General features: G+C 65.6%; 25 protein-coding genes and 1 riboswitch. Of the genes, 21 read left to right on the forward strand and 4 right to left on the reverse strand.

Annotated elements, in window-relative coordinates:
* The first annotated feature begins 90 nt into the window (after positions 1-90).
* The 6 genes from VHO04_RS18085 (at position 91) to VHO04_RS18110 (ending at position 4,653) form a co-directional block, all read left to right on the forward strand.
* The gene (locus VHO04_RS18085) at positions 91-945 is read left to right on the forward strand and encodes a metal-dependent hydrolase (protein ID WP_329629596.1); all 855 of its coding nucleotides are present in this window, start codon (positions 91-93) and stop codon (positions 943-945) included.
* An 8-nt stretch (positions 946-953) separates the two neighbouring features.
* Positions 954-1,391, forward strand: coding sequence for a DUF2147 domain-containing protein (locus VHO04_RS18090; protein WP_329629597.1), 438 nt, complete (start codon positions 954-956; stop codon positions 1,389-1,391).
* Positions 1,392-1,577: 186 nt separating this feature from the next.
* Complete coding sequence (locus VHO04_RS18095) at positions 1,578-2,324, forward strand: LuxR family transcriptional regulator (RefSeq protein ID WP_329629598.1); 747 nt, start codon at positions 1,578-1,580, stop codon at positions 2,322-2,324.
* 67 nt (positions 2,325-2,391) lie between these two features.
* Positions 2,392-3,003: an acyl-homoserine-lactone synthase gene (locus VHO04_RS18100; RefSeq protein ID WP_329629599.1), complete on the forward strand. Its 612-nt coding sequence runs from the start codon at positions 2,392-2,394 to the stop codon at positions 3,001-3,003.
* A gap of 10 nt (positions 3,004-3,013) precedes the next feature.
* Positions 3,014-3,892 carry a phytanoyl-CoA dioxygenase family protein gene (locus VHO04_RS18105; protein ID WP_329629600.1) on the forward strand — a complete coding sequence of 293 codons (879 nt, stop codon included), beginning with the start codon at positions 3,014-3,016 and terminating at the stop codon, positions 3,890-3,892.
* 11 nt (positions 3,893-3,903) lie between these two features.
* The gene (locus tag VHO04_RS18110; RefSeq protein ID WP_329629601.1) at positions 3,904-4,653 is read left to right on the forward strand and encodes a DNA -binding domain-containing protein; all 750 of its coding nucleotides are present in this window, start codon (positions 3,904-3,906) and stop codon (positions 4,651-4,653) included.
* 5 nt (positions 4,654-4,658) lie between these two features.
* Here the strand turns inward: VHO04_RS18110 and VHO04_RS18115 are convergent, their stop codons facing one another.
* Positions 4,659-4,871 (reverse strand): helix-turn-helix transcriptional regulator, encoded by a 213-nt coding sequence (locus VHO04_RS18115; RefSeq protein WP_329629602.1) that lies wholly within the window; start codon positions 4,869-4,871, stop codon positions 4,659-4,661.
* 224 nt (positions 4,872-5,095) lie between these two features.
* On the opposite strand from VHO04_RS18115, the gene VHO04_RS18120 reads away from it, so the two are divergent.
* Genes VHO04_RS18120 through VHO04_RS18130 form a run of 3 tightly spaced genes read left to right on the forward strand, consistent with a single transcriptional unit; the run spans position 5,096 to position 6,565 of the window.
* Positions 5,096-5,317, forward strand: coding sequence for a helix-turn-helix domain-containing protein (locus VHO04_RS18120; RefSeq protein WP_329629603.1), 222 nt, complete (start codon positions 5,096-5,098; stop codon positions 5,315-5,317).
* On the forward strand, positions 5,310-5,873 hold the full coding sequence (locus VHO04_RS18125; protein ID WP_414713138.1) for a S26 family signal peptidase: 564 nt from the start codon (positions 5,310-5,312) through the stop codon (positions 5,871-5,873). Before VHO04_RS18120 ends, VHO04_RS18125 begins: the two co-directional genes overlap by 8 nt.
* On the forward strand, positions 5,861-6,565 hold the full coding sequence (locus VHO04_RS18130; RefSeq protein WP_329629604.1) for a lytic transglycosylase domain-containing protein: 705 nt from the start codon (positions 5,861-5,863) through the stop codon (positions 6,563-6,565). The genes VHO04_RS18125 and VHO04_RS18130 overlap by 13 nt, the downstream gene beginning before the upstream one ends.
* On the opposite strand, the gene crcB is transcribed toward VHO04_RS18130, so the two are convergent.
* Complete coding sequence (gene crcB, locus VHO04_RS18135) at positions 6,455-6,829, reverse strand: fluoride efflux transporter CrcB (RefSeq protein WP_329629605.1); 375 nt, start codon at positions 6,827-6,829, stop codon at positions 6,455-6,457. The genes VHO04_RS18130 and crcB overlap by 111 nt on opposite strands.
* Before the next feature lie 27 nt (positions 6,830-6,856).
* A riboswitch (Fluoride riboswitch) is annotated at positions 6,857-6,918 on the reverse strand.
* A 106-nt stretch (positions 6,919-7,024) separates the two neighbouring features.
* On the opposite strand from crcB, the gene VHO04_RS18140 reads away from it, so the two are divergent.
* From VHO04_RS18140 to VHO04_RS18160, 5 genes are read left to right on the forward strand one after another with little or no spacing between them, the layout of a single operon-like run.
* A complete protein-coding gene (locus VHO04_RS18140; RefSeq protein ID WP_329629606.1) occupies positions 7,025-7,219 on the forward strand; it encodes a DUF6771 family protein in 195 nt (64 codons plus the stop codon).
* 16 nt (positions 7,220-7,235) lie between these two features.
* On the forward strand, positions 7,236-7,565 hold the full coding sequence (locus tag VHO04_RS18145) for a hypothetical protein (protein ID WP_329629607.1): 330 nt from the start codon (positions 7,236-7,238) through the stop codon (positions 7,563-7,565).
* A gap of 10 nt (positions 7,566-7,575) precedes the next feature.
* Positions 7,576-8,091: a hypothetical protein gene (locus VHO04_RS18150; RefSeq protein ID WP_329629608.1), complete on the forward strand. Its 516-nt coding sequence runs from the start codon at positions 7,576-7,578 to the stop codon at positions 8,089-8,091.
* 16 nt (positions 8,092-8,107) lie between these two features.
* Positions 8,108-8,773: an SOS response-associated peptidase gene (locus tag VHO04_RS18155; RefSeq protein ID WP_329629609.1), complete on the forward strand. Its 666-nt coding sequence runs from the start codon at positions 8,108-8,110 to the stop codon at positions 8,771-8,773.
* A 4-nt stretch (positions 8,774-8,777) separates the two neighbouring features.
* Positions 8,778-9,128, forward strand: coding sequence for a hypothetical protein (locus VHO04_RS18160; RefSeq protein WP_329629610.1), 351 nt, complete (start codon positions 8,778-8,780; stop codon positions 9,126-9,128).
* 18 nt (positions 9,129-9,146) lie between these two features.
* Here the strand turns inward: VHO04_RS18160 and VHO04_RS18165 are convergent, their stop codons facing one another.
* Positions 9,147-9,335: a hypothetical protein gene (locus tag VHO04_RS18165; protein ID WP_329629611.1), complete on the reverse strand. Its 189-nt coding sequence runs from the start codon at positions 9,333-9,335 to the stop codon at positions 9,147-9,149.
* A 780-nt stretch (positions 9,336-10,115) separates the two neighbouring features.
* Here VHO04_RS18165 and VHO04_RS18170 point away from each other — a divergent pair.
* The 5 genes from VHO04_RS18170 (at position 10,116) to VHO04_RS18190 (ending at position 14,203) form a co-directional block, all read left to right on the forward strand.
* Entirely contained in the window at positions 10,116-11,039 is a 924-nt protein-coding gene (locus VHO04_RS18170; RefSeq protein WP_329629612.1) for an ArdC family protein, read from the forward strand.
* A complete protein-coding gene (locus VHO04_RS18175; RefSeq protein ID WP_329629613.1) occupies positions 11,036-11,440 on the forward strand; it encodes a DUF2958 domain-containing protein in 405 nt (134 codons plus the stop codon). The genes VHO04_RS18170 and VHO04_RS18175 overlap by 4 nt, the downstream gene beginning before the upstream one ends.
* 83 nt (positions 11,441-11,523) lie before the next feature.
* Positions 11,524-13,335: a ParB/RepB/Spo0J family partition protein gene (locus VHO04_RS18180; RefSeq protein WP_329629614.1), complete on the forward strand. Its 1,812-nt coding sequence runs from the start codon at positions 11,524-11,526 to the stop codon at positions 13,333-13,335.
* Between the two features lie 54 nt (positions 13,336-13,389).
* A complete protein-coding gene (locus VHO04_RS18185) occupies positions 13,390-13,578 on the forward strand; it encodes a hypothetical protein (RefSeq protein ID WP_329629615.1) in 189 nt (62 codons plus the stop codon).
* A gap of 136 nt (positions 13,579-13,714) precedes the next feature.
* Complete coding sequence (locus tag VHO04_RS18190) at positions 13,715-14,203, forward strand: MucR family transcriptional regulator (protein WP_329629616.1); 489 nt, start codon at positions 13,715-13,717, stop codon at positions 14,201-14,203.
* On the opposite strand, the gene VHO04_RS18195 is transcribed toward VHO04_RS18190, so the two are convergent.
* Positions 14,200-14,511: a hypothetical protein gene (locus VHO04_RS18195; RefSeq protein ID WP_329629617.1), complete on the reverse strand. Its 312-nt coding sequence runs from the start codon at positions 14,509-14,511 to the stop codon at positions 14,200-14,202. The genes VHO04_RS18190 and VHO04_RS18195 overlap by 4 nt on opposite strands.
* Positions 14,512-14,736: 225 nt before the next feature.
* On the opposite strand from VHO04_RS18195, the gene rlxS reads away from it, so the two are divergent.
* Positions 14,737-16,698, forward strand: a complete 1,962-nt coding sequence (rlxS, locus tag VHO04_RS18200; RefSeq protein ID WP_329629618.1) for a relaxase/mobilization nuclease RlxS — start codon at positions 14,737-14,739, stop codon at positions 16,696-16,698.
* A 178-nt stretch (positions 16,699-16,876) separates the two neighbouring features.
* On the forward strand, positions 16,877-17,461 hold the full coding sequence (locus VHO04_RS18205) for a YdeI/OmpD-associated family protein (RefSeq protein ID WP_329629619.1): 585 nt from the start codon (positions 16,877-16,879) through the stop codon (positions 17,459-17,461).
* The last annotated feature ends 223 nt before the right edge of the window (positions 17,462-17,684 follow it).

A 17,684-nucleotide genomic window follows, 5' to 3' on the forward strand; every position in this document is an offset into this window, starting at 1 on the left:
ACTCTCTCTCCGAGAGACACTGGCCGCCGCCCGGTTTCTCCCCGGCACCGTGCGGCGGCCATTTCTTCGCATCGCAGGAAGGAGATGGTGATGACCGACACGCAGACGCCAGCCGCCCTCGTGATTGAAAAGCGCAACTGGAAATTCGGCCGCGACATGCTGCCGCGCCGCTGGTGGCACGGCGGCGATCCTGGCCGAACCGCCTTCTTCAACGCGCTGTCCTCGACCTTTCCCGTCGGCGAAAAATTCTTCATGTCGGCCGTGCGGCACTATCGCGACGACGCCCCTGAACCGCTGCGCGAGCAGATCGACGATTTCATTTTTCAGGAATCGACCCATTCGCGCGAGCATATATTCTTCAACCGGCAGGCGCGCGACGCCGGTTACGACATGGCCCCATCCGAGGATCGCGCCGCGCGCACCATCGCCTGGGCGAAGCGGCGACCGCCGATCATGCAACTCGCCGCGACCTGTGCGCTCGAACATTTTACCGCAATCCTCGCCAACGCCGTGCTGTCCGATCCGGCGCATCTTGCCGGTGCCGACATCGAGGCGCAGCGCATGTGGCGCTGGCACGCGGTCGAAGAGATCGAGCATAAGGGCGTGGCTTATGATACCTGGCTCCACGCGACCCGCGACATGCCGCGCTGGCTGCGCGGGTCGCTCCGCTCGCTCGCGATGCTCAGCGCGGCGGTGCGCTTCCATTGGGTCGTGTTCCGCAACACCCGAGACCTGCTCGCGCAGGACGGCATGAATAATCTTGCGACATGGCGCCGCCTGCTCGCCTATCTCTACGACTATCCCGGCGCCATGCGCAGCCTCGCGCGCGGCATATTCGGCTATTTCCGGCCCGGCTTCCATCCGTGGCAGCACGACGACCGCGCGCTGGCGCGGCGCGCCCTCGCGTCGCTGACCCCGCCGCTTATCACCCCCTTGCCGCGGTGATCGAGCCGATGCGGAAAGCCCTGATCGCCCTATCATGCGTTGCGGCCGTCTCGGGAGGGGGAGCGGCCGCGGCATCGCAGGGGAGCGGCGCCATCGCCGGTCTGTGGTCGACCGGAAGCAACGGGGGGCAAGTCGAGCTATATCGCTGCGGCGCGTCCATCTGCGGCAAGGTAGCCGATGCCGCTCCCCTGCGGGCCAACCCCGACCATCGCGACGTCAGGAACCCCGACCGCAAATTGCGCGAGCGGCGGTTGAAAGGGCTGGTCGTGTTGCAAGGGTTCGAGGGTGGCCCCGCCGAATGGAAGGGCGGCCCGCTCTATGATCCCGAATCCGGCGACGGCGCGGCGACCGGCACGCTGACGCTCCGCGCCGATGGCAAGCTGGAGGTGAAGGGTTGCAAGGCGGCTATCTTCTGCCGGACGAAGCTATGGACGCGCGTGCGATGACGCTTGCGGCGGCCGTGCGTGACGTCCTTGCGGCGCGGCCGAACAGCGGTGCGTCGCCGCTGTCATGCAGGGAATGCGCGCGCTAGGCGCGATCGCCCGCCAAACGGCTGCACCATCCGCCCGCCGCACTTTGCGGAATATATTCAATACCATCGCTCGCCTTGATCGTGGCGTCGGTCCGCTATCATGCCGCTCGACCGGCTGATCGAGCAGCACAGGAAGCAGGTGCGCGCCGCCCGAAGCGGCGAGGCCATCTTCGACGTCACGCTCGATGCCGTCCGCGAACTGGGCTTCAACCGGCTCGCCATCGTCCACGCCCTCTGGTTCACGCGGCCCGGCCGACGCCTCCTGTTCCTTCATAATTTCGGCGAATGGGGCCATATCTTCGTGGCGCGCCAATATTTCCGGCACGATCCCGCCCTGCTCGCATCGCAGCGAACCAACCGCCCGTTCACCTGGCACGAACTGCGCCGCGGCTTGCCGTCTGATCCAAAGCAGGTCCGCATCTTGAACGAAGCGATCCACCACGGCCTGCGCATCGGCTTTACCGTCCCGGTCGCCGTGCCGGGCGAGCCTGCCGGTTGCTGCACCTTCGCGACCGACGCGAACGCGCTTCCGTCCGCCGCCCTCTGCCGCGCCGCAGCGTGGATCGCCGACGAAGCCTTTGCCGAGGCGCGGCGGCTGCAAGGCTATCCGGTTCCTATCGACGAGAGCGAGGTTCCGCAGATCAGCCCGCGCCGCCTCGAATGCCTGAAATGGGCCGCGATGGGCCGCACGGACGAGCAGATCGCGCTCATCATGGACCTCAAACCCACGACCGTCCGAACCCATATGGCCCATCTTCGGCAAGCGTTCGGCGTATGCAGCCGCACCGAGCTGGCCCATGTGGCGCGCCGCGTGGGCCTCATCCCTTCCGACGATATCGGTTCATAAATTTTGACGATCCCGAGCCGCGCGGTCGCCTGCTCCCTTGGCGTGAACAATCAAGGGAGCCAATATCATGATCCTCATCCGCCACGGCTGTTCGCTCGCCGATCCGCTCGCCGCCTCGATGTTCCGCGACCGTAAGCGGCAGTTCGTTGACCAGCTCGGGTGGGACGTTCCCGTCGTCGCCGGCCAATATGAAATCGACCATTATGACGGCGGCAACGCCCATTATCTGATCGCTGTCGATGCCGACGGCGAACATGCCGGGTCGATGCGGCTGCTGCCGACGATCCGCCCGCACTTGCTCGCAGACCACTTCGCCGGCCTCTGCGATGGCGAGATCCCATGCGGTCCGCACGTCATGGAGATCACCCGGCTATGCCTGCCGTCGCGGCTCGGGCGCGATGGGCGACGCGCGGTCCGCAACCGGCTGATTTCGGCGATGACCGATCATGCGCTGCAAAGCCGCGTGTCGGTGCTGACGGGCGTCGTCACCGCGGTCTTTCGCGAAACCGTCCTCGCGATGGGCTGGCGCGCCGCGCCGCTCGGCCCCGCGCGGACCCATCAGGGCAGTTCGATCGGCGCTTTCCGTCTCGACATCGGCGCCGACACGCCGGCGCTGCTCGCCGCGACCGGCATCTACGCGCCCGACACGATCGCGGCGGCCGCGGCCGAATTGGCTTGAGGGGAGCGATATGACGCACGATCCCGCCCGCTGCGCCGCGATGTTGCTCGCCGATGGCTATTGCATCGTCGAGAATGCCGTTGCGCCCGACGCCATTACCGCGCTCGAGACCGAGCTGTCGCCCCGCTTCGAGGCGACGCCCTATTGCGAAGGCGGCTTCTATGGCGCGCGCACCAAGCGTTTCGGGGCGCTGCTGCGGCGCTCGCACCATGCCGCCGCGCTCGTCCGGCATCCGCTGATCCTGACTATCGCCGAAACCATCCTCGGCGCATGGTGCGACCGCATCGTCCTCAACCTGACGCAGGCCGTCGAAATCCATCCCGGCGCACTCGCGCAGGCACCGCACCGCGATCAGGATTTATGGGGCGGCGACAAGACCGGCATAGACTATCAGCTCAACGTCATCTGGCCTGTCGACCCCTTCACCGCCGACAATGGCGCAACCCGGCTCTGGCCGGGAAGTCACCGCGACGATGGCGTTGATCCCTCCGTTGTCGCGCCGATCGTCGCCGACATGGCGCCGGGGTCGGCGCTGCTGTTCCTCGGTTCGATCGTCCACGGCGCCGGCGCCAATGTGTCGGATGCGGTGCGGCGAGCCGTAATCGTCGGCTATTGCCTCGGCTGGCTGCGGACCTTCGAGAATCAGTATCTCGTCTATCCACCCCAGGTCGCCCGCCATTTCGATCCCGACCTTGCCGCGCTCGTCGGCTACGCCCAGCATCGTCCCAATCTCGGCAATGTCGAAGGGCAATGCCCGTCGGTGTTGCTCGGCAATCCCGCGATCGACGGGCTTGCGGCGGTCGATGCGCTGCGGCCCGAGCAGGCCGAGGCCATCGCCGACCATATCGCCGAGCAGGAAGCGGCCCGAGCGGGACTCTTGGGCGGATAACGAGAAGAACCATGTCCACCGGTCGGCTTCTCGCCGACTGGCGCGACGCGTCGACCTATGAATGGCTCGACGCCTGCGGTCGTCCCGCCTTCGCTTGGGAATGGCTGCGTCGGCGGCCCGACTATCAGGCCGCCGCCGGTGAAGCGGACGCATCGTCATCCGCCGCCGCTTTCGGGCTTCGCAATCGCCCGCCCTTCGAGGCCGATGCCCGAGCGGCCCGCCCGGTTTGGACGGCGGCGGTCGATCCCTGTCTGCTGATCGCGACCGCGCAGTCTTGCTCGACCCGCGACTGCAATTTCGACCTGGGGCGTGTAAGGGAGGGCCGGACACTGACCGTCAGCGCCGATGGCGAGCATTGGTTGTTCGGGACCGCCGCGCGCCCGCTACGCCTCGACATCGTTTCCGGCAGCCTATGCGGCGGCCCCGTCGCGCTCACCGTCCATGTCGCGCGGCTCGATGTGGCCGCGCTCGTCGCCGTCGCCCGCCTGATCGCGCTCGCGCGCGAAGGCCGGTGGCGGCGCAGCCATTTTCCCGCCGAGCGGCGCGCGGAGCGGTGGAGCCAGGTCTTGCGCGTCCATGATGCACTTCTGGCCGGCGCCAGTCAGCGCGACATCGCCGATGCGCTGTTCGGGACCGCCGGCGTCGCCAACTGGCGCGTCAATGCGGCGCCGTGGCGACGACGCAGCCAGCGCCTCGTTGAAGCGGCGCGGCGCGCGGCGATGTCGGAGCCTGCCGACTGGCTCGGCGGCGCCTTTCCTTGATCCGGCTATTTGCCGAGGCGCCCCCGCGATCTCTCGGCGAGGCCCGGTTGGAGCATTTCGTCGATCCCGACCTGAAAGGCGGCGGCGATCTTCTCGATCATGTCGACCGATGCCGCAAACTTCCCACGCTCGATCATGCTGATCGAACTGCGGTCGATCTGCGCCGCGCCCGCCAAATCCTCCTGCGTCATCGCATGGAGGTCGCGCAGCTCTTTCAAATTATCTGCAAGAATCTGTCGGCCGCGGCAATTCATGATCGCATGACCACGGCCAATCGGCCCGCAACTCCATAGAATATAATCACGCGGCGGTGCGGAATATATGCGGGACGCGCATTTTCATGGCCTGGCCCGAAAATGAGGGGCGCCGATTGCGGGCCTCTGCCTGCCGATCCTGCCGCGATAGGCCCCGCGCCGAGCAAAACTTCAGGAGCGCGGATACGATGTCGACCGATGCAAATCGCCTGGGGCCGTCGGGCCGTCCCTATCTCAATACGGCGCAGGCCGCCCATTATCTCGGTATCGGTTGGCGTAAGCTGCAAAAGCTACGCGCCAGCGGCAAAGGGCCGCGCTTCCGCCGCCACGGCCGCCTGATCTATTATCACCCCGACGACCTCGAAAGCTGGTCGCGCGGCACCGCCGATGCGGGAATCGGTCGTGACTGATCGCGCGGCCATAAGTCCGGCGGCGGAGCCGCATCCGCGTCCCATCCACCCGAAGCGGTTGCTCGGCTGGAGCATCGCGCTCGGTAGCCTTGCGGGCGCGCTCGTCTCGACCCTGCTGATCGAACCGCGCCCTTTGCTGGTGTGGAACGCCAGCGCCAGCGCGCCGGTCGGCCTCTATGCGGTCGGCGATGCCTCGCCGATCGCGCGCGGCGATATGGTGATCGCGCGGGTGCCGGTCGAGTATCGGATGTTCGCAGCGCGTCGCCACTATCTCCCGGCGAATGTTCCGTTGGTGAAGCGTGTTGCCGCCGCAGCGGGCGATGAGGTCTGCGCCGCTGGCGCGCGCGTGATGGTCAACGGGCGGCTTGTCGCGCGGCGGCTCGATCGTGACGGTGCGGGGCGACCGATGCCCTGGTGGTCGGGCTGCGCCGAACTTCGATCGGGTGAGTATTTCCTGTTGATGACCGATAGCCCCGCATCGTTCGACGGGCGCTATTTCGGCGTGAGCGAGGCCGGCGATATTGTCGGGCGGGCGCAGCTCTTATGGCGGCGGTGAGGATCGCGCTCGCCGCGCTCGCGTTGCTCGCGGCTTTGCCCGCCGAAGCGCAGTCGGTCGATCGCTGGCGACCCTATATTGTCGAGGCATCGGCGCGCTACGGCGTCCCGGTTGAATGGATCGAGCGCGTCATGCGCGCCGAAAGCGGCGGACGGACGACGCTCGATGGTCGCCCGATCGTCAGCCGCGCGGGGGCAATGGGCCTCATGCAGCTCATGCCGGGAACATGGGCGGACATGCGCGCGCGGCTCGGGCTGGGGAACGATCCCCATGCGCCCCGCGACAACATCATGGCGGGAACCTATTATCTGCGGCTCATGTATGACCGCTTCGGCTATCCGGGGCTGTTCGGCGCCTATAATGCGGGACCGGCGCGCTATTCGGCCTGGCTCGCGGGGCGCTCGGGGCTTCCCGGCGAGACCCGCGCCTATATGGCGACGGTCACGCGGACGCGAACGCCGCAGCAGGCGGCAGCGCCGCGGCTGTTCGTTGCGCGCCGGATCGGCGCGCTGCCGGTCGCGGCGCCCATGCCGCCGGCGCCCGCCCGCGGCGCGCTGTTCTTCTGGTTGAGCGGGGCCGGATCAACCGAGCCGGCGCATCGCCAGCATGGCGAGGAACAGGCCGAGCAGCGACAGGATGACGCTGACGACGACGTAACCGATCGCCGCGCCCGTCTCGCCGCGCTCCCATAATGTCACCGCGTCGAGCGAGAAGGTCGAAAAGGTGGTGAAGCCGCCAATCAGGCCCGTCGCAATAAACAACCGCGCTTGATTGGTGCCAATCTCGAAGGCGGCGAACAGGCCGATCAGCACCCCCATCAGTGTCGAGCCGACAATATTGATCGTCAGCGTCCCATAAGGAAAGCCGGGGCCGAACCAGCGCAGCGAAAGCGCGCCGACGCCGTGGCGGCACATGCCGCCGATGCCCGAGCCGATAAAGACGAGAAGATAGTTCACATGCGCCTCCTGCCGCGCCAGCGGCGCGTTGTTGCAGGAGTCATCAGCAGCAGTGCGGTTTTACGGGAGACCCCATTCCCGAACGCGAATATGATGCGCGTCCGCTCCGCTGGCAAGACGGCCGTGCAAGCTGCCCCGCCATCGGCTCATCGCGTTCCTCTTGCCTTGATGTTCTCTCTATGTTCTCATTTGGCAATGGAACAGATCAACCCGAGTCGAATCGCCGAAACCATCCTCACCGCGCCCGGCTGGGCGCGCGTCGGAATTACCGCGCCCGCGCCGCATGTCCGCACCGATGCCGCGCACGAACTGGCCCGCGTCATCCTCGCCGCGATCGAGGGTGGCGGGGCCGGTGCGCCCGCCGCCGACCAGCCGGCCCTGCCGTTGTGACGGGGCGCGCCGTGTCATGGGCCGATGGACGGCCGATGGGTCGCGGGTCGCGACCAATCTCTTCGAGGCCGCGGCCTGGCATTATGCGGTCAAGCCGGTGTGCCGCTGCGGCCATAGCACCGCGTTCAACCCGCATGGCCTCTGGTGGCGCTTCGAGCGGCGCGGCTGGGATGTCCGCTTCGACAAGGCGCTCGGGCGCTTCTGGTGCATCCGCTGCAAATGGCGCACCGGGCGCCGCGTCCGCCCCGTCAAGTTCGAGCTGGTGCAGCAATCGGTCGACGACATCGAGCTCGAATATCCGCCCGATCACGAATGGAAGCGCGCCGTTCGCCGCTTCCGCTGCTAGGAGATAGCGCATGGACGCCGAGAATGACGACGCGCTGGTCGGCATCGGCAAGCGCCACCGCGTCATGGTCTGGGACGGAGACAAGGAACGCGAGGTCGAGCTTCATTGGGGGCTGCCCTCGCGCGATCCCGACATATTCCAGATACCCTTGCTCAAGTCCGAAACTGCGATCATCGACCGACCCTGCCTGCTGCTCGCGACCGAGTTCGGCTTGGTGAAGCGCGGCAAGACCGTCTATGCCGCGAGCCTCGTCACCGACGAGCCTTTCTTCTGCATCGCCGCCGTCTGGCGCCCCGGCGGACGCGACTGGCCCGACAGCTTCGCCGCGCTCACCGTCCCGGCCTATCCCGACCTCGCGCCGCACAAGGACCGCCATGTCGCCGTCGTTCACCCCGACGATTGGTTCGACTGGCTGATGCGCGCATGCGATCCGCTGGACATGCTGCGGCCCTTCCCCAAGGATAGCTTCCTTATCATGCCGCCGATCCAGCAGGGGTTTGACGAACTGCTGGCCGGCGCCGCCTGAAGGAGCGCCCCGCGCCTTGTGCAACCTGGTAACGATGAAAGCGTCGGTCGATGAGGTGGCCTCGGCCTTCCGCGCGCGGCGGCCGAAGGCGACCAACGCCGCACCCGGCGACGTCTGGAAGGGCGGCACCGGCTTCGTCGTGCGCGAGGATGCCGGCGCCCGCGTCATGGACACGATGCACTGGGGCTTCCCGCGTCATTCGGTCAACAAGCGGACCGGCGCACCGAACAAGCCCACGCCGGTCAACAACGCCCGCGACGACAAGCTGATGTCGCCCTACGGCCTATGGCGCGAATGGTTCGTTGCGCCCGCGCACCGCTGCCTCATTCCCTTCACCGCTTTCGCCGAGGCCGAAGGCCCGGCGGGGGCGATGACCAAAACCTGGATCAGCGTCACCGACCAGCCGCTTGCCGCATGGGCCGGCCTCTGGCGCCCGACAGACGAATGGGGCGACTGCTACACCGGCGTCATGGTCGATGCGACCGCGGAACTGTTCGACATCCACGACCGGATGCCGGTCATCCTCCATCCCGACGAGCATGATGCCTGGCTTCGCGCGCCCGCGGCCGAGGCGATGACGCTGGTGCGGCAATATTCCGCCGCCTTGCTTGGCGTCGAGCGCACCGACGAGCCCTGGTCGGCGCGCGGCGGCCCGGCGCAGGCGGCCTTGCCGCTCGGCTGATGACATGCGCCTCAGATCGACGCGGCTCCGCTGGCTGGCGCTGGCGATACTCTACAATGTCATCGACGAGACCGGACCCGATGCCTTCGAGCCGGGCCTCGACGTGCGCCTCGCGCTCGCCGTCCTCTTTGCGATGAGCGATGGGGACCGCGAACCGTTCGATGATTATTGGAACGGGCTGCGCGATCCGCTCGACTATACCGACCGCGACGGCGAGCGCGAATATATCCGGCATACCCGCGCGCGGACCAATCTGACCGGGATCGCGCGGCGCGTCGGGCTGCATATGACGTGGCAGCTCATGGCCTCGCTCGGCAAGGGCCGGAATCCGAAGCGGGATGGCGTCTCGGATTGAAGGACGCGCGGGCTGGCGTCAGCCGGAGCGCGCAGCGGGACCGCCGCGATCGGTCGGCGGCGGCGCATCGAGCAGGAATTGCACACGCTCCATCTCGGCAAGCAGCGCCTCGATTTGCGGGCGAACCGCGCCATATGCGCCGGGGTGGCTGGCAAGGTCATCCCTGATGCCTTCGATCGCGTCGAACAGCGTGTCCGAAATCGCCATGCTTCACCTCCACCGTCTGCGGTCCATATTGAGATATTCCGCGCCGATATTCAAACGGGACGCGGGCCGAGCGCAGAGGGCGCGGGTTCCTGCCCAGCGGGTTGCGGCGTCTGTCCCGGCAAGCCGGGCCACCGGGGCTTTGCTGCGCTAGGCGGGCTATGCCCGCCAAGCTCCGTCGAGCCGCGTTCCGCGTCTCGCCCCATCCGGGCGACAATCCCCTGACGGGGACAGCTAAAGCTGTGGAATCGCGCGCGCGGCGCGCGATGGGGATCTGGAGCCAGTCGCTTCCATCACACCCTACGCCGTCTCTCAGAGACCCTGGCGTGCCACACGGATTTTCAGCGGAAAGGAGTTGCGTCGAGGGGAAGCTCCGCTAGCCAAAATGGGGGCGGCGGCATTTGCTTCTCTGGGAGAAGCGCCGCCCCCATTTTGCCAAGCTGCGCCAAACCCCTCGACCGTGCCTCTTTCCGCCAAGAAATCCGCGCGGCACTTGGGACTCTGCGAGGACGGCTCCGGTTGCGATGGAAGCGACCGGCCCTGCGCTCCATGTCCCTGTCGGAAGGGATCGGCCGCTTTGGCGACCGATGCGTTTTCGTTCCTTTTCCGGGGCCGCTGGTCGCGGCCCTTTTTCTTGCTCGGACCCACCAGTCACGATAGATTTGTGTCAAGAAATCAATGGTATAGATACTATTTCGACCATCCTGTAAAAGTATAGATGCCGCTGATCGAGACGCGACCGGTGGCGCACTGCGAAACCGCACGACCGGATGGAGTAACGCCATGACGAAGGGAACGACTGCGCGCCGTGCGCGCGGCGGTGGAAACGCGCGCGACCTTTACGCCGATGTGACCGCCAAGATCATCGCCGAACTGGAGCAAGGCCGCTTCCCTTGGGTGCAGCCTTGGGACGCCGCGCCGACCATGCCCCGCAACGCCGTGACCGGCCGCCGCTATTCCGGCGTGAATATCCTATTGCTTTGGACCGCCGCGATGGGCGCGGGCTATCCCTCGCAATCGTGGCTAACCTTCCGCCAAGCCCTCGCGGCGGGCGGCAATGTCCGCAAGGGCGAGAAGGGTTCGCTCGTCGTTTATTCCGACCGCTTCATTCCCGACGCCGAGAAGGCCCGTGCCGCCCAAAGCGGTGACGAACCCAACGCCATCCCCTTCCTCAAATGCTTCACCGTTTTCAATGTCGCGCAATGCGAAGGCTTGCCCGAGAAGATCGCGGGCGATCCCGCGCCGCGTCCGCTGCCCGAGGTCGTTCCCGAGGCCGAGGCGCTGATTGCCGCGACCGGCGCGGATTTTCGGATCGGTGGCAACGACGCCTTCTATGTCCCGGCGCAAGATTATGTGCAGGTGCCGCCGCTCGCCGCGTTCCGCAACGCCAACGATTTTTACGATACCGCCTTTCACGAACTTTCGCACTGGACGGGCGGCGCGAAGCGGCTCGGCCGCGAAATGAAGGGCGGTTTCGGCTCGCCCGAATATGCGCGCGAGGAATTGATCGCGGAAATATCTTCCGCCTTCATCGGCGCGACCTTGGGCTTGGTGCCGACCGTCCGGCACGCGGACTATCTCGGCTATTGGCTCGACATTTTGCGCGAGGACAAGCGCGCCATTTTCCGCGCCACCGCCCAAGCGACCAGAGCCGCCGACTATATCCTCGCCTTCCGCGAGGGCGAAGAACGGAGGGAAGCGGCATGATCCTCCTGACCCCCGAGCTTCACGCCGCCTTGCGCGCCAACGATGCCGCCGCCCGTCTTGAGAATTTCGACCCCGTTCCGGTCGTCAAATTCTTCAATCCGGTCGGCGCGGCGACATGGCTGGCGACCGAACTGGCCGAGGATGGCGACACGCTGCGCGGCCTTGCCGACTTGGGTTTCGGCTGTCCCGAAGAAGGCAGTTTCAGCCTGTCCGAACTGGCAAGCGTTCGCTTGCCGTTCGGCCTCGGCATCGAGCGCGACATTCATTTCCAGACCGGCCACCCGCTTTCGACATGGGCGGGATGGGCGCGCCGCACCGGGTCGATCAGCACCGCCGAAACCTTGCTGCGCCGCCTCGCGCGCGGGGTGAACGATGACGAGATTCCGCCGATGGGCGGATAACGCGCGGCGCGTTTTCGCCGCATTGTAAGCCGGTCCGCCCTACCGCAAAGAAGAACGGACCGGCGCTCATAGGAGCGTGAAAGATGAAACTCTCTTTTATTGATCTTGGCAAGCTGTCGATCAGCAAAGCCAATATGCGCTATGCGAAAAAGGCCCCGGATGTGTCCGATATTCTGTCTTCCGTCCGCAAGCGCGGCGTTCTCGTCCCGTTGCTGGTCCGCCCCAATTGCGGCCCCGATGCGTTCGAGATCATCGCGGGGGCGCGGCGCTTCACCGCCGCGAAGATCGTCGCGGAGGAAAGCGTTGCCAGCGGCATCGAGATCGACCCGTTGCCGTGCGCCATTCTCGAGGATGGCGACGATGCCGCCGCCATCGAGGCATCGTTGATCGAGAACATCAAGCGGCTCGACCCCGACGAGGTGACGCGATGGGAAAGCTTCACCCGGCTCGTCAAGGAAGGCCGCGACATCGAGGATATTGCCGCGACCTTCGGCATCCCGGAATTGATGGTGCGCCGTATCCTCGCGCTCGGCAATCTCATTCCCCGTATCCGGGGTCTGTTCCGCAAAGGGAAGATCGACCGCACCACCGTTCGCCATCTGACCTTGGCAACGAAGCGTCAACAAAAGGCATGGCTGGCGCTGCTCGACGACCCCCAGCAATGGGCACCGACTGGCCGCCAGCTTAAGGATTGGCTGTTCGGCGGCGCGTGCATCCCGGTCAAGAACGCGCTGTTCGACACCGAGGGCATGAAGGGCATCACCCTCGACCTGTTCGAGCAGGACAGCTATTTCGCCGACGCCGAAGCCTTCTGGACCGCGCAGAACGCGGCGATCGACGAGCGCCGCGACGCCTATCTCGACAACGGATGGAGCGATGTCGTCATCATTCCGCCGAGCGAATATTTCCACGCCTACGAATATGTCAGGATGCCCAAGACGAAGGGCGGTCGCGTCTATGTCGATGTTCGCGCCAATGGCGAGGTGGAATTTCGCGAAGGCTATGTGACCGATAAGGAAGCCAAGCGGATCGCCAAGGGCGAAGCGGTCGACACCGGCCCGAAGGTGCCGCGCCCGGAGGTGACGGGGACGATGCAGAATTATATCGACCTGCACCGTCATGCCGCCGTGCGCGCGGCGCTGACCGGCCATCCCAAGGTCGCGCTGCGCTTGATGGTCGCCCATGCCATCGTCGGCTCGCCGCTCTGGACCGTGCGGGTCGAGGGTCAGGCCGCCCGCAATGACGCGGTGCGGGAATCGGTCGAAACCTGCAAGGGCGAAACCGATTTCGACGCGAAGCGCCGCGCCGTTCTCGACCTGCTCAACTACTCGCCCGAGGAACCGACCGTGACCGGCGGCAACGGCGATCCGTCCGGTCTCGTCGGTCTGTTCTTCGCCTTGCTCGACCTCACCGACCGCGCCGTCATGCAGGTGATCGCCGTCGTCATGGGCGAAACGCTTGCCGTCGGCAGCGCCGCCGTCGAAGCGGTGGGCGGCGAAATCGGCGTTGATATGGCCCGCTACTGGCAGGCCGACGACGCCTTTTTCGAGGCGCTGCGCGACAAGATGGTGCTGACCCGCATCGTCGCCGAGGTCGCGGGCGAACCCGTCGCGAGCGCGAATGCGGGCGAAAAGACCAAGACCTTGAAGCAGATCGTTCGCGATCACATCGGCGGTGCGAACGGGCGCGCCAAGGTCGATAGCTGGGTGCCGAAATGGATGGCGTTCCCGCCCGCCGCCTACACGGATCGCGGCGGCGTCGGCACCGTCGCGGCGGCTGAACTGGTTGCAGCCGTGCGGGCCGGGAGCGAGCCTGATCCCACCGGCCCCGGTGCAGTGGTCGCGCTGCCCGCACCGAAAGAGTCCGAGCCGCAACCCGAACCGCTCGCGGCCTGAGCCTCACAGGGATGGCGGCGCGTCCGCCATCCCGCCTTTTTGATGGAGGGCATCATGGCTCTTGAACGTCCCAACTATGTGCTGGAACAGCAATATCCGCACCCCGAGGTGCGCGGCACGCTCTGGTCGCCTTACGGCACCTATCGTTCGTTCGACCGTGCGATGGAAAAGGCGGCGCTGCTGAACAGGCCGTGCCGGATCGTGCAATGTCTTGTCGTCTGGAGGTCGTATTCGATCCGCTAGCGCGACAGTTTTGCTCCAATATTCTGCCGCGCGGCGCTTCGCAGCCGCGCGGCTTTTTCTTGTGTGCTCAAGACAAAATTTGACGTTCTTCTATCTGTTACCTACCCCGGTCCCGAACAGATCAAGGGAGACGATCATGGCCGACGAGCAGAACGACACCTTGCTTACGCTGACCGCCGACATTGTCGCGGCGCACGTCTCGAACAACAATGTCGCGCTCGCTGACCTGGCGACGATGATCGAGCGGGTTCATGGCGCCTTGGCCGGTCTTGGCGCGGCACCGGTCGAAGCCGAACCCGAACTGAAACCCGCCGTCTCGGTGCGCGCATCGGTGAAGGCGGACCACCTCGTTTGCCTTGAGGATGGCAAGAAAATGAAGATGCTGAGGCGGCATCTTGCTACCGATCATGGGCTTACCCCTGACGAATATCGCGCCAAATGGGGCCTGCCCGCGTCTTATCCAATGGTCGCATCCGACTATTCCGAGCGCCGACGCGTGCTCGCCAAAGAGATCGGCCTCGGGACGAAAGGAGGCCGAAAAGCCTCGGTCACGAAGGCAAAAACGGCGCCCGCCGCGACCGCGCCAACGCGGCGCAGACGCTCCCCGAAAGCTCCCGTTGCCTAACGTGCATCGTGCCAGATCACCGTTTTGGTGCTGCCGCAAAGCGCACATTCGTCCCTCTTGCGCTCGAACCCGCGCACCCCGCCAAGAGCGCGGGTGACGACATTGACTTGGGCGGGAACCGACAGATTGAGCCGATCGGTCACGCAGACGTCGCACACCGCAGCGCCGTCCAGCCGAACGATCAGCCGTTCTATCTGCCCCGCAATCGTCGTTCCGCCATTTCTCACATCGCGGCCATAGTCCCGGTTCGGCGCGAGCGAAAGCCTGTCCGGATGGGGTGGCTGGGAGGATGAAAGCGCGAACGGCAAGATAAAAATAGTGTCTCGCGTTATCGCGAGTCACCATTAAGTCTTTGTCTGCACATCATTTTTTCAGGAAGGTTGCGAGACACGCGGCCAAGCCGCGAGATAAGGCCGCCATGAATGGCGGTTTTCTAAGGCTTTCAGCCGCAAATCGCGAGACTCCTTGCCTTGCCGCGCCGAAGCGCCATGTCTGACGGCGGGGAGCGTCATTCCAGAGCGGAAGGACGCGACATGCGCGACGATGATTTTGTGCCGCACCTGGGCCGCATAGGCCGAGGCCAAGATGCGCGCTATCTGAACAAAGTTGTGAAGGCCGCGCGGCGCGCGGGCATGAAAACCGGCAAGCGCGGCGGCTTCGACGGTAGCCGGATCGGCCGCGGCGCTAGCGTCGCGCGCGTCCTGCGCTCGCGCGACCGGCTTGCGGCGTTCCGCTCGCGCCGCGTCATCGTCAAGATGCGGCCCGTCAAGCTCGCCGGGAAGGGCATGGGCGGCGCTCGCGCTCACCTCAGCTATATCCAGCGCGACGGCGTGACCCGCGAGGGCCAGCCCGGCGAGCTATATTCGGCCGACAAGGACGTGACGGACGGCAAGGCGTTCCTCGAACGATCGGGCGGCGACCGTCACCAGTTCCGTTTCATCGTGTCAGCCGAGGACGCCGACCAGTATCAGGACTTGAAACCCTTTGTGCGCCGGCTGATGACGCAGATGGAGCAGGATCTGGGAACGAAACTTGACTGGGTGGCGGTCGATCATTTCAACACCGGCCACCCGCATACCCACGTCGTGCTGCGCGGCAAGAATGATCGCGGCGACGACCTGGTGATTGCGCGCGAATATATTTCGCACGGCCTTCGCGAACGCGCCATCGACATTGTGAACCTCGACCTTGGTCCGCGCACCGATCTTGAGATTGAGGAGCGGCTTCGCAGCGACGTGAACGCGGAGCGGCTGACCGTCACCGACCGGCGGTTGATCCGCGACATGAACGAGGTGCGGCTTGTCAGCGCGAGCGACCGCGATCCCTTCCAGCAGTCGCTTCGCGTCGGCCGATTGCAGAAGCTCGGGCGCATGGGCCTCGCTTCGCATATCGGCGGCGATAGCTGGCGGCTCGAAACCGACCTCGCAGACACGCTGCGCCGGATCGGCGAGCGCGGCGACATTATCCGCACCATGCAGCGCGAATTAACCGCCCGGAATCTGGACCGCGCAGCGGCCGATCACGTCATCTATAACCCCATCGCCGAAGGGGCCGCGCCGATCGTCGGCCGCGTCGTCATGCGCGGCCTCGCTGACGAGCATGAAGACCGACACTATTTGCTGATCGACGGCATCGACGGCCGCACCCATTATGCCGAGATCGGCAAGGGCGAAGCGGTCGAGCCGATTCCGAAAGACGCCATCGTCCAGATCGCGCCGCGCAGCGGTGGTGTGCGCCCCGCCGATCGCACCATAGTCGAGATCGCCGCCGCCAATGGCGGGCGCTATACGGTGGACGCCCATTTGCAGCACGATCCGACCGCCAGCGAACGCTTTGCCGAAACCCATGCCCGCAGGCTCGAAGCCATGCGCCGCGTGATGCGCAGCGTCGAGCGCGAACCCGACGGAAGCTGGATCATCACGCCCGATCATCTGGGCAAGGTGGAAAAGTTCGAGGCGCGTCAGCTTCGCGACCGGCCTGTCACCGTCGAAACGCTGTCGGCCGTGCCGCTCGACAAGCTGCCGGGTGCCGAGGCCGCGACCTGGCTCGACCGTGAGCTGGTCGCTGATGCCCCGGCGCCCGTGCGCGATGCGGGCTTCGGTCGCGAGGTTCGCGCCGCTCAGGCCGCGCGGCGGCAATGGCTGGTCGCCGAGCAGCTTGCCGAGGAACAGGATGGGCGGACAGTCTATCATCGCCACATGCTCGCCGCGCTCCAACGGCGCGAGCTGCTGCGCGTAGCGAGCCAGCTATCGGATGAGGTCGGCAAACCCTTTGCCGAAGCGAAGCCGCAAGAGGCGATTCAGGGCCGTCTGGTTCGCACCGTCGATATGACGAGCGGACGCCATGCGCTTGTCGAGCGGTCGCGCGATTTCACGCTGGTTCCGTGGCGTCCGGTGATGGAGCGGCATATCGGCAAGAACGTGTCGGGCATCATGCGCGAGGGCGGCATAAGCTGGACATTCGGACGGCAGCGCAGCGGGCCGAATATTTCGTGACCCAATCTGGCCGGTTGCGCTCGGTCTGCTTCGGGGAGGGATGCTTCGAAAGCGGGGGTTGGCTTATTGCGAATGAAAAAATGTTCGATAGAGCCAGTCATGCTAGGAATTTGTTGCTCATACTGAGCTATGAATTTCGAAAAAGCGTCGTGTCCAAATTTTAAAAGGAGAGCGTCCGATGGCCGAAGATCACTGCGGCCTACCGGTCATTGCTTTTGCCGATGCGGCAGCCTTGGAGCGCTGGCTTGCGGCGCAGCCTGCAAACTCTCCCGGGCTCTGGATCAAATTCGCCAAGGCGGGCTCGGGCATCGCCAGCGTGACGAAGCGCGAGGCGATCGACGCTGCGCTCTGCCACGGCTGGATCGATGGGCGGCTCGACAAGTACGACGATAAACACTGGCTTGTCCGCTTCACACCGCGCAAGGCGGGCAGCAAGTGGTCCCAAGTAAACCGCACCCGCGCAACCGAGCTTCTGGAGGCTGGACGGACGCATGCGCGCGGGCTGGCACAGATCGAGGCTGCCAAGGCAGACGGCAGGTGGGAAGCCGCCTACGCACCCGCAAGTAAGGCCGAGGTGCCCGCCGACCTCCAGGCAGCATTGGATCAGAGCCCTGGGGCGGCAGCCTTCTTTGCAACGCTGACCGGTTCGAACCGGTATGCGATCCTCTATCGCATAGGAGCCGTTAAGAAGACGGAGACGAGAGCGCGCAAAATCGCCGAGTTCGTCGCGATGCTCGAGCGACACGAAAAAGTGCATGGGTGATCGCTGGGTCGCAGCGACCAACCGATTGCGGACTTGAACGCAAAGCTGTGATGGAAGCAGAACTCTAGCACTTCTGGCCGGTGCACGAACCGCTCCGCGGATTGGTGCTAGCCGCGATGTAGAGCGGTCCAGCGAGCGCCGCGGCTGATTGAACGTCCGCGGCCACAGGCAGACCCTTTCGACTCCTTTACCTGAGGAGTCGAACGATGAACGAGCTTATCCA

The organism is Sphingopyxis sp., from assembly GCF_036261875.1.
Lineage (GTDB): Bacteria > Pseudomonadota > Alphaproteobacteria > Sphingomonadales > Sphingomonadaceae > Sphingopyxis.

What these genes read in the sequence shown, in the direction of transcription:
- VHO04_RS18085 (WP_329629596.1), top strand. Translation starts at nt 91, where the DNA reads ATGACCGACACGCAGACGCCAGCCGCCCTCGTGATTGAAAAGCGCAAC.
- VHO04_RS18090 (WP_329629597.1), top strand. Translation starts at nt 954, where the DNA reads ATGCGGAAAGCCCTGATCGCCCTATCATGCGTTGCGGCCGTCTCGGGA.
- VHO04_RS18095 (WP_329629598.1), top strand. Translation starts at nt 1,578, where the DNA reads ATGCCGCTCGACCGGCTGATCGAGCAGCACAGGAAGCAGGTGCGCGCC.
- VHO04_RS18100 (WP_329629599.1), top strand. Translation starts at nt 2,392, where the DNA reads ATGATCCTCATCCGCCACGGCTGTTCGCTCGCCGATCCGCTCGCCGCC.
- VHO04_RS18105 (WP_329629600.1), top strand. Translation starts at nt 3,014, where the DNA reads ATGACGCACGATCCCGCCCGCTGCGCCGCGATGTTGCTCGCCGATGGC.
- VHO04_RS18110 (WP_329629601.1), top strand. Translation starts at nt 3,904, where the DNA reads ATGTCCACCGGTCGGCTTCTCGCCGACTGGCGCGACGCGTCGACCTAT.
- VHO04_RS18120 (WP_329629603.1), top strand. Translation starts at nt 5,096, where the DNA reads ATGTCGACCGATGCAAATCGCCTGGGGCCGTCGGGCCGTCCCTATCTC.
- VHO04_RS18130 (WP_329629604.1), top strand. Translation starts at nt 5,861, where the DNA reads ATGGCGGCGGTGAGGATCGCGCTCGCCGCGCTCGCGTTGCTCGCGGCT.
- VHO04_RS18140 (WP_329629606.1), top strand. Translation starts at nt 7,025, where the DNA reads ATGGAACAGATCAACCCGAGTCGAATCGCCGAAACCATCCTCACCGCG.
- VHO04_RS18145 (WP_329629607.1), top strand. Translation starts at nt 7,236, where the DNA reads ATGGGCCGATGGACGGCCGATGGGTCGCGGGTCGCGACCAATCTCTTC.
- VHO04_RS18150 (WP_329629608.1), top strand. Translation starts at nt 7,576, where the DNA reads ATGGACGCCGAGAATGACGACGCGCTGGTCGGCATCGGCAAGCGCCAC.
- VHO04_RS18160 (WP_329629610.1), top strand. Translation starts at nt 8,778, where the DNA reads ATGCGCCTCAGATCGACGCGGCTCCGCTGGCTGGCGCTGGCGATACTC.
- VHO04_RS18165 (WP_329629611.1), bottom strand. Translation starts at nt 9,335, where the DNA reads ATGGCGATTTCGGACACGCTGTTCGACGCGATCGAAGGCATCAGGGAT.
- VHO04_RS18170 (WP_329629612.1), top strand. Translation starts at nt 10,116, where the DNA reads ATGACGAAGGGAACGACTGCGCGCCGTGCGCGCGGCGGTGGAAACGCG.
- VHO04_RS18175 (WP_329629613.1), top strand. Translation starts at nt 11,036, where the DNA reads ATGATCCTCCTGACCCCCGAGCTTCACGCCGCCTTGCGCGCCAACGAT.
- VHO04_RS18180 (WP_329629614.1), top strand. Translation starts at nt 11,524, where the DNA reads ATGAAACTCTCTTTTATTGATCTTGGCAAGCTGTCGATCAGCAAAGCC.
- VHO04_RS18185 (WP_329629615.1), top strand. Translation starts at nt 13,390, where the DNA reads ATGGCTCTTGAACGTCCCAACTATGTGCTGGAACAGCAATATCCGCAC.
- VHO04_RS18190 (WP_329629616.1), top strand. Translation starts at nt 13,715, where the DNA reads ATGGCCGACGAGCAGAACGACACCTTGCTTACGCTGACCGCCGACATT.
- rlxS (WP_329629618.1), top strand. Translation starts at nt 14,737, where the DNA reads ATGCGCGACGATGATTTTGTGCCGCACCTGGGCCGCATAGGCCGAGGC.
- VHO04_RS18205 (WP_329629619.1), top strand. Translation starts at nt 16,877, where the DNA reads ATGGCCGAAGATCACTGCGGCCTACCGGTCATTGCTTTTGCCGATGCG.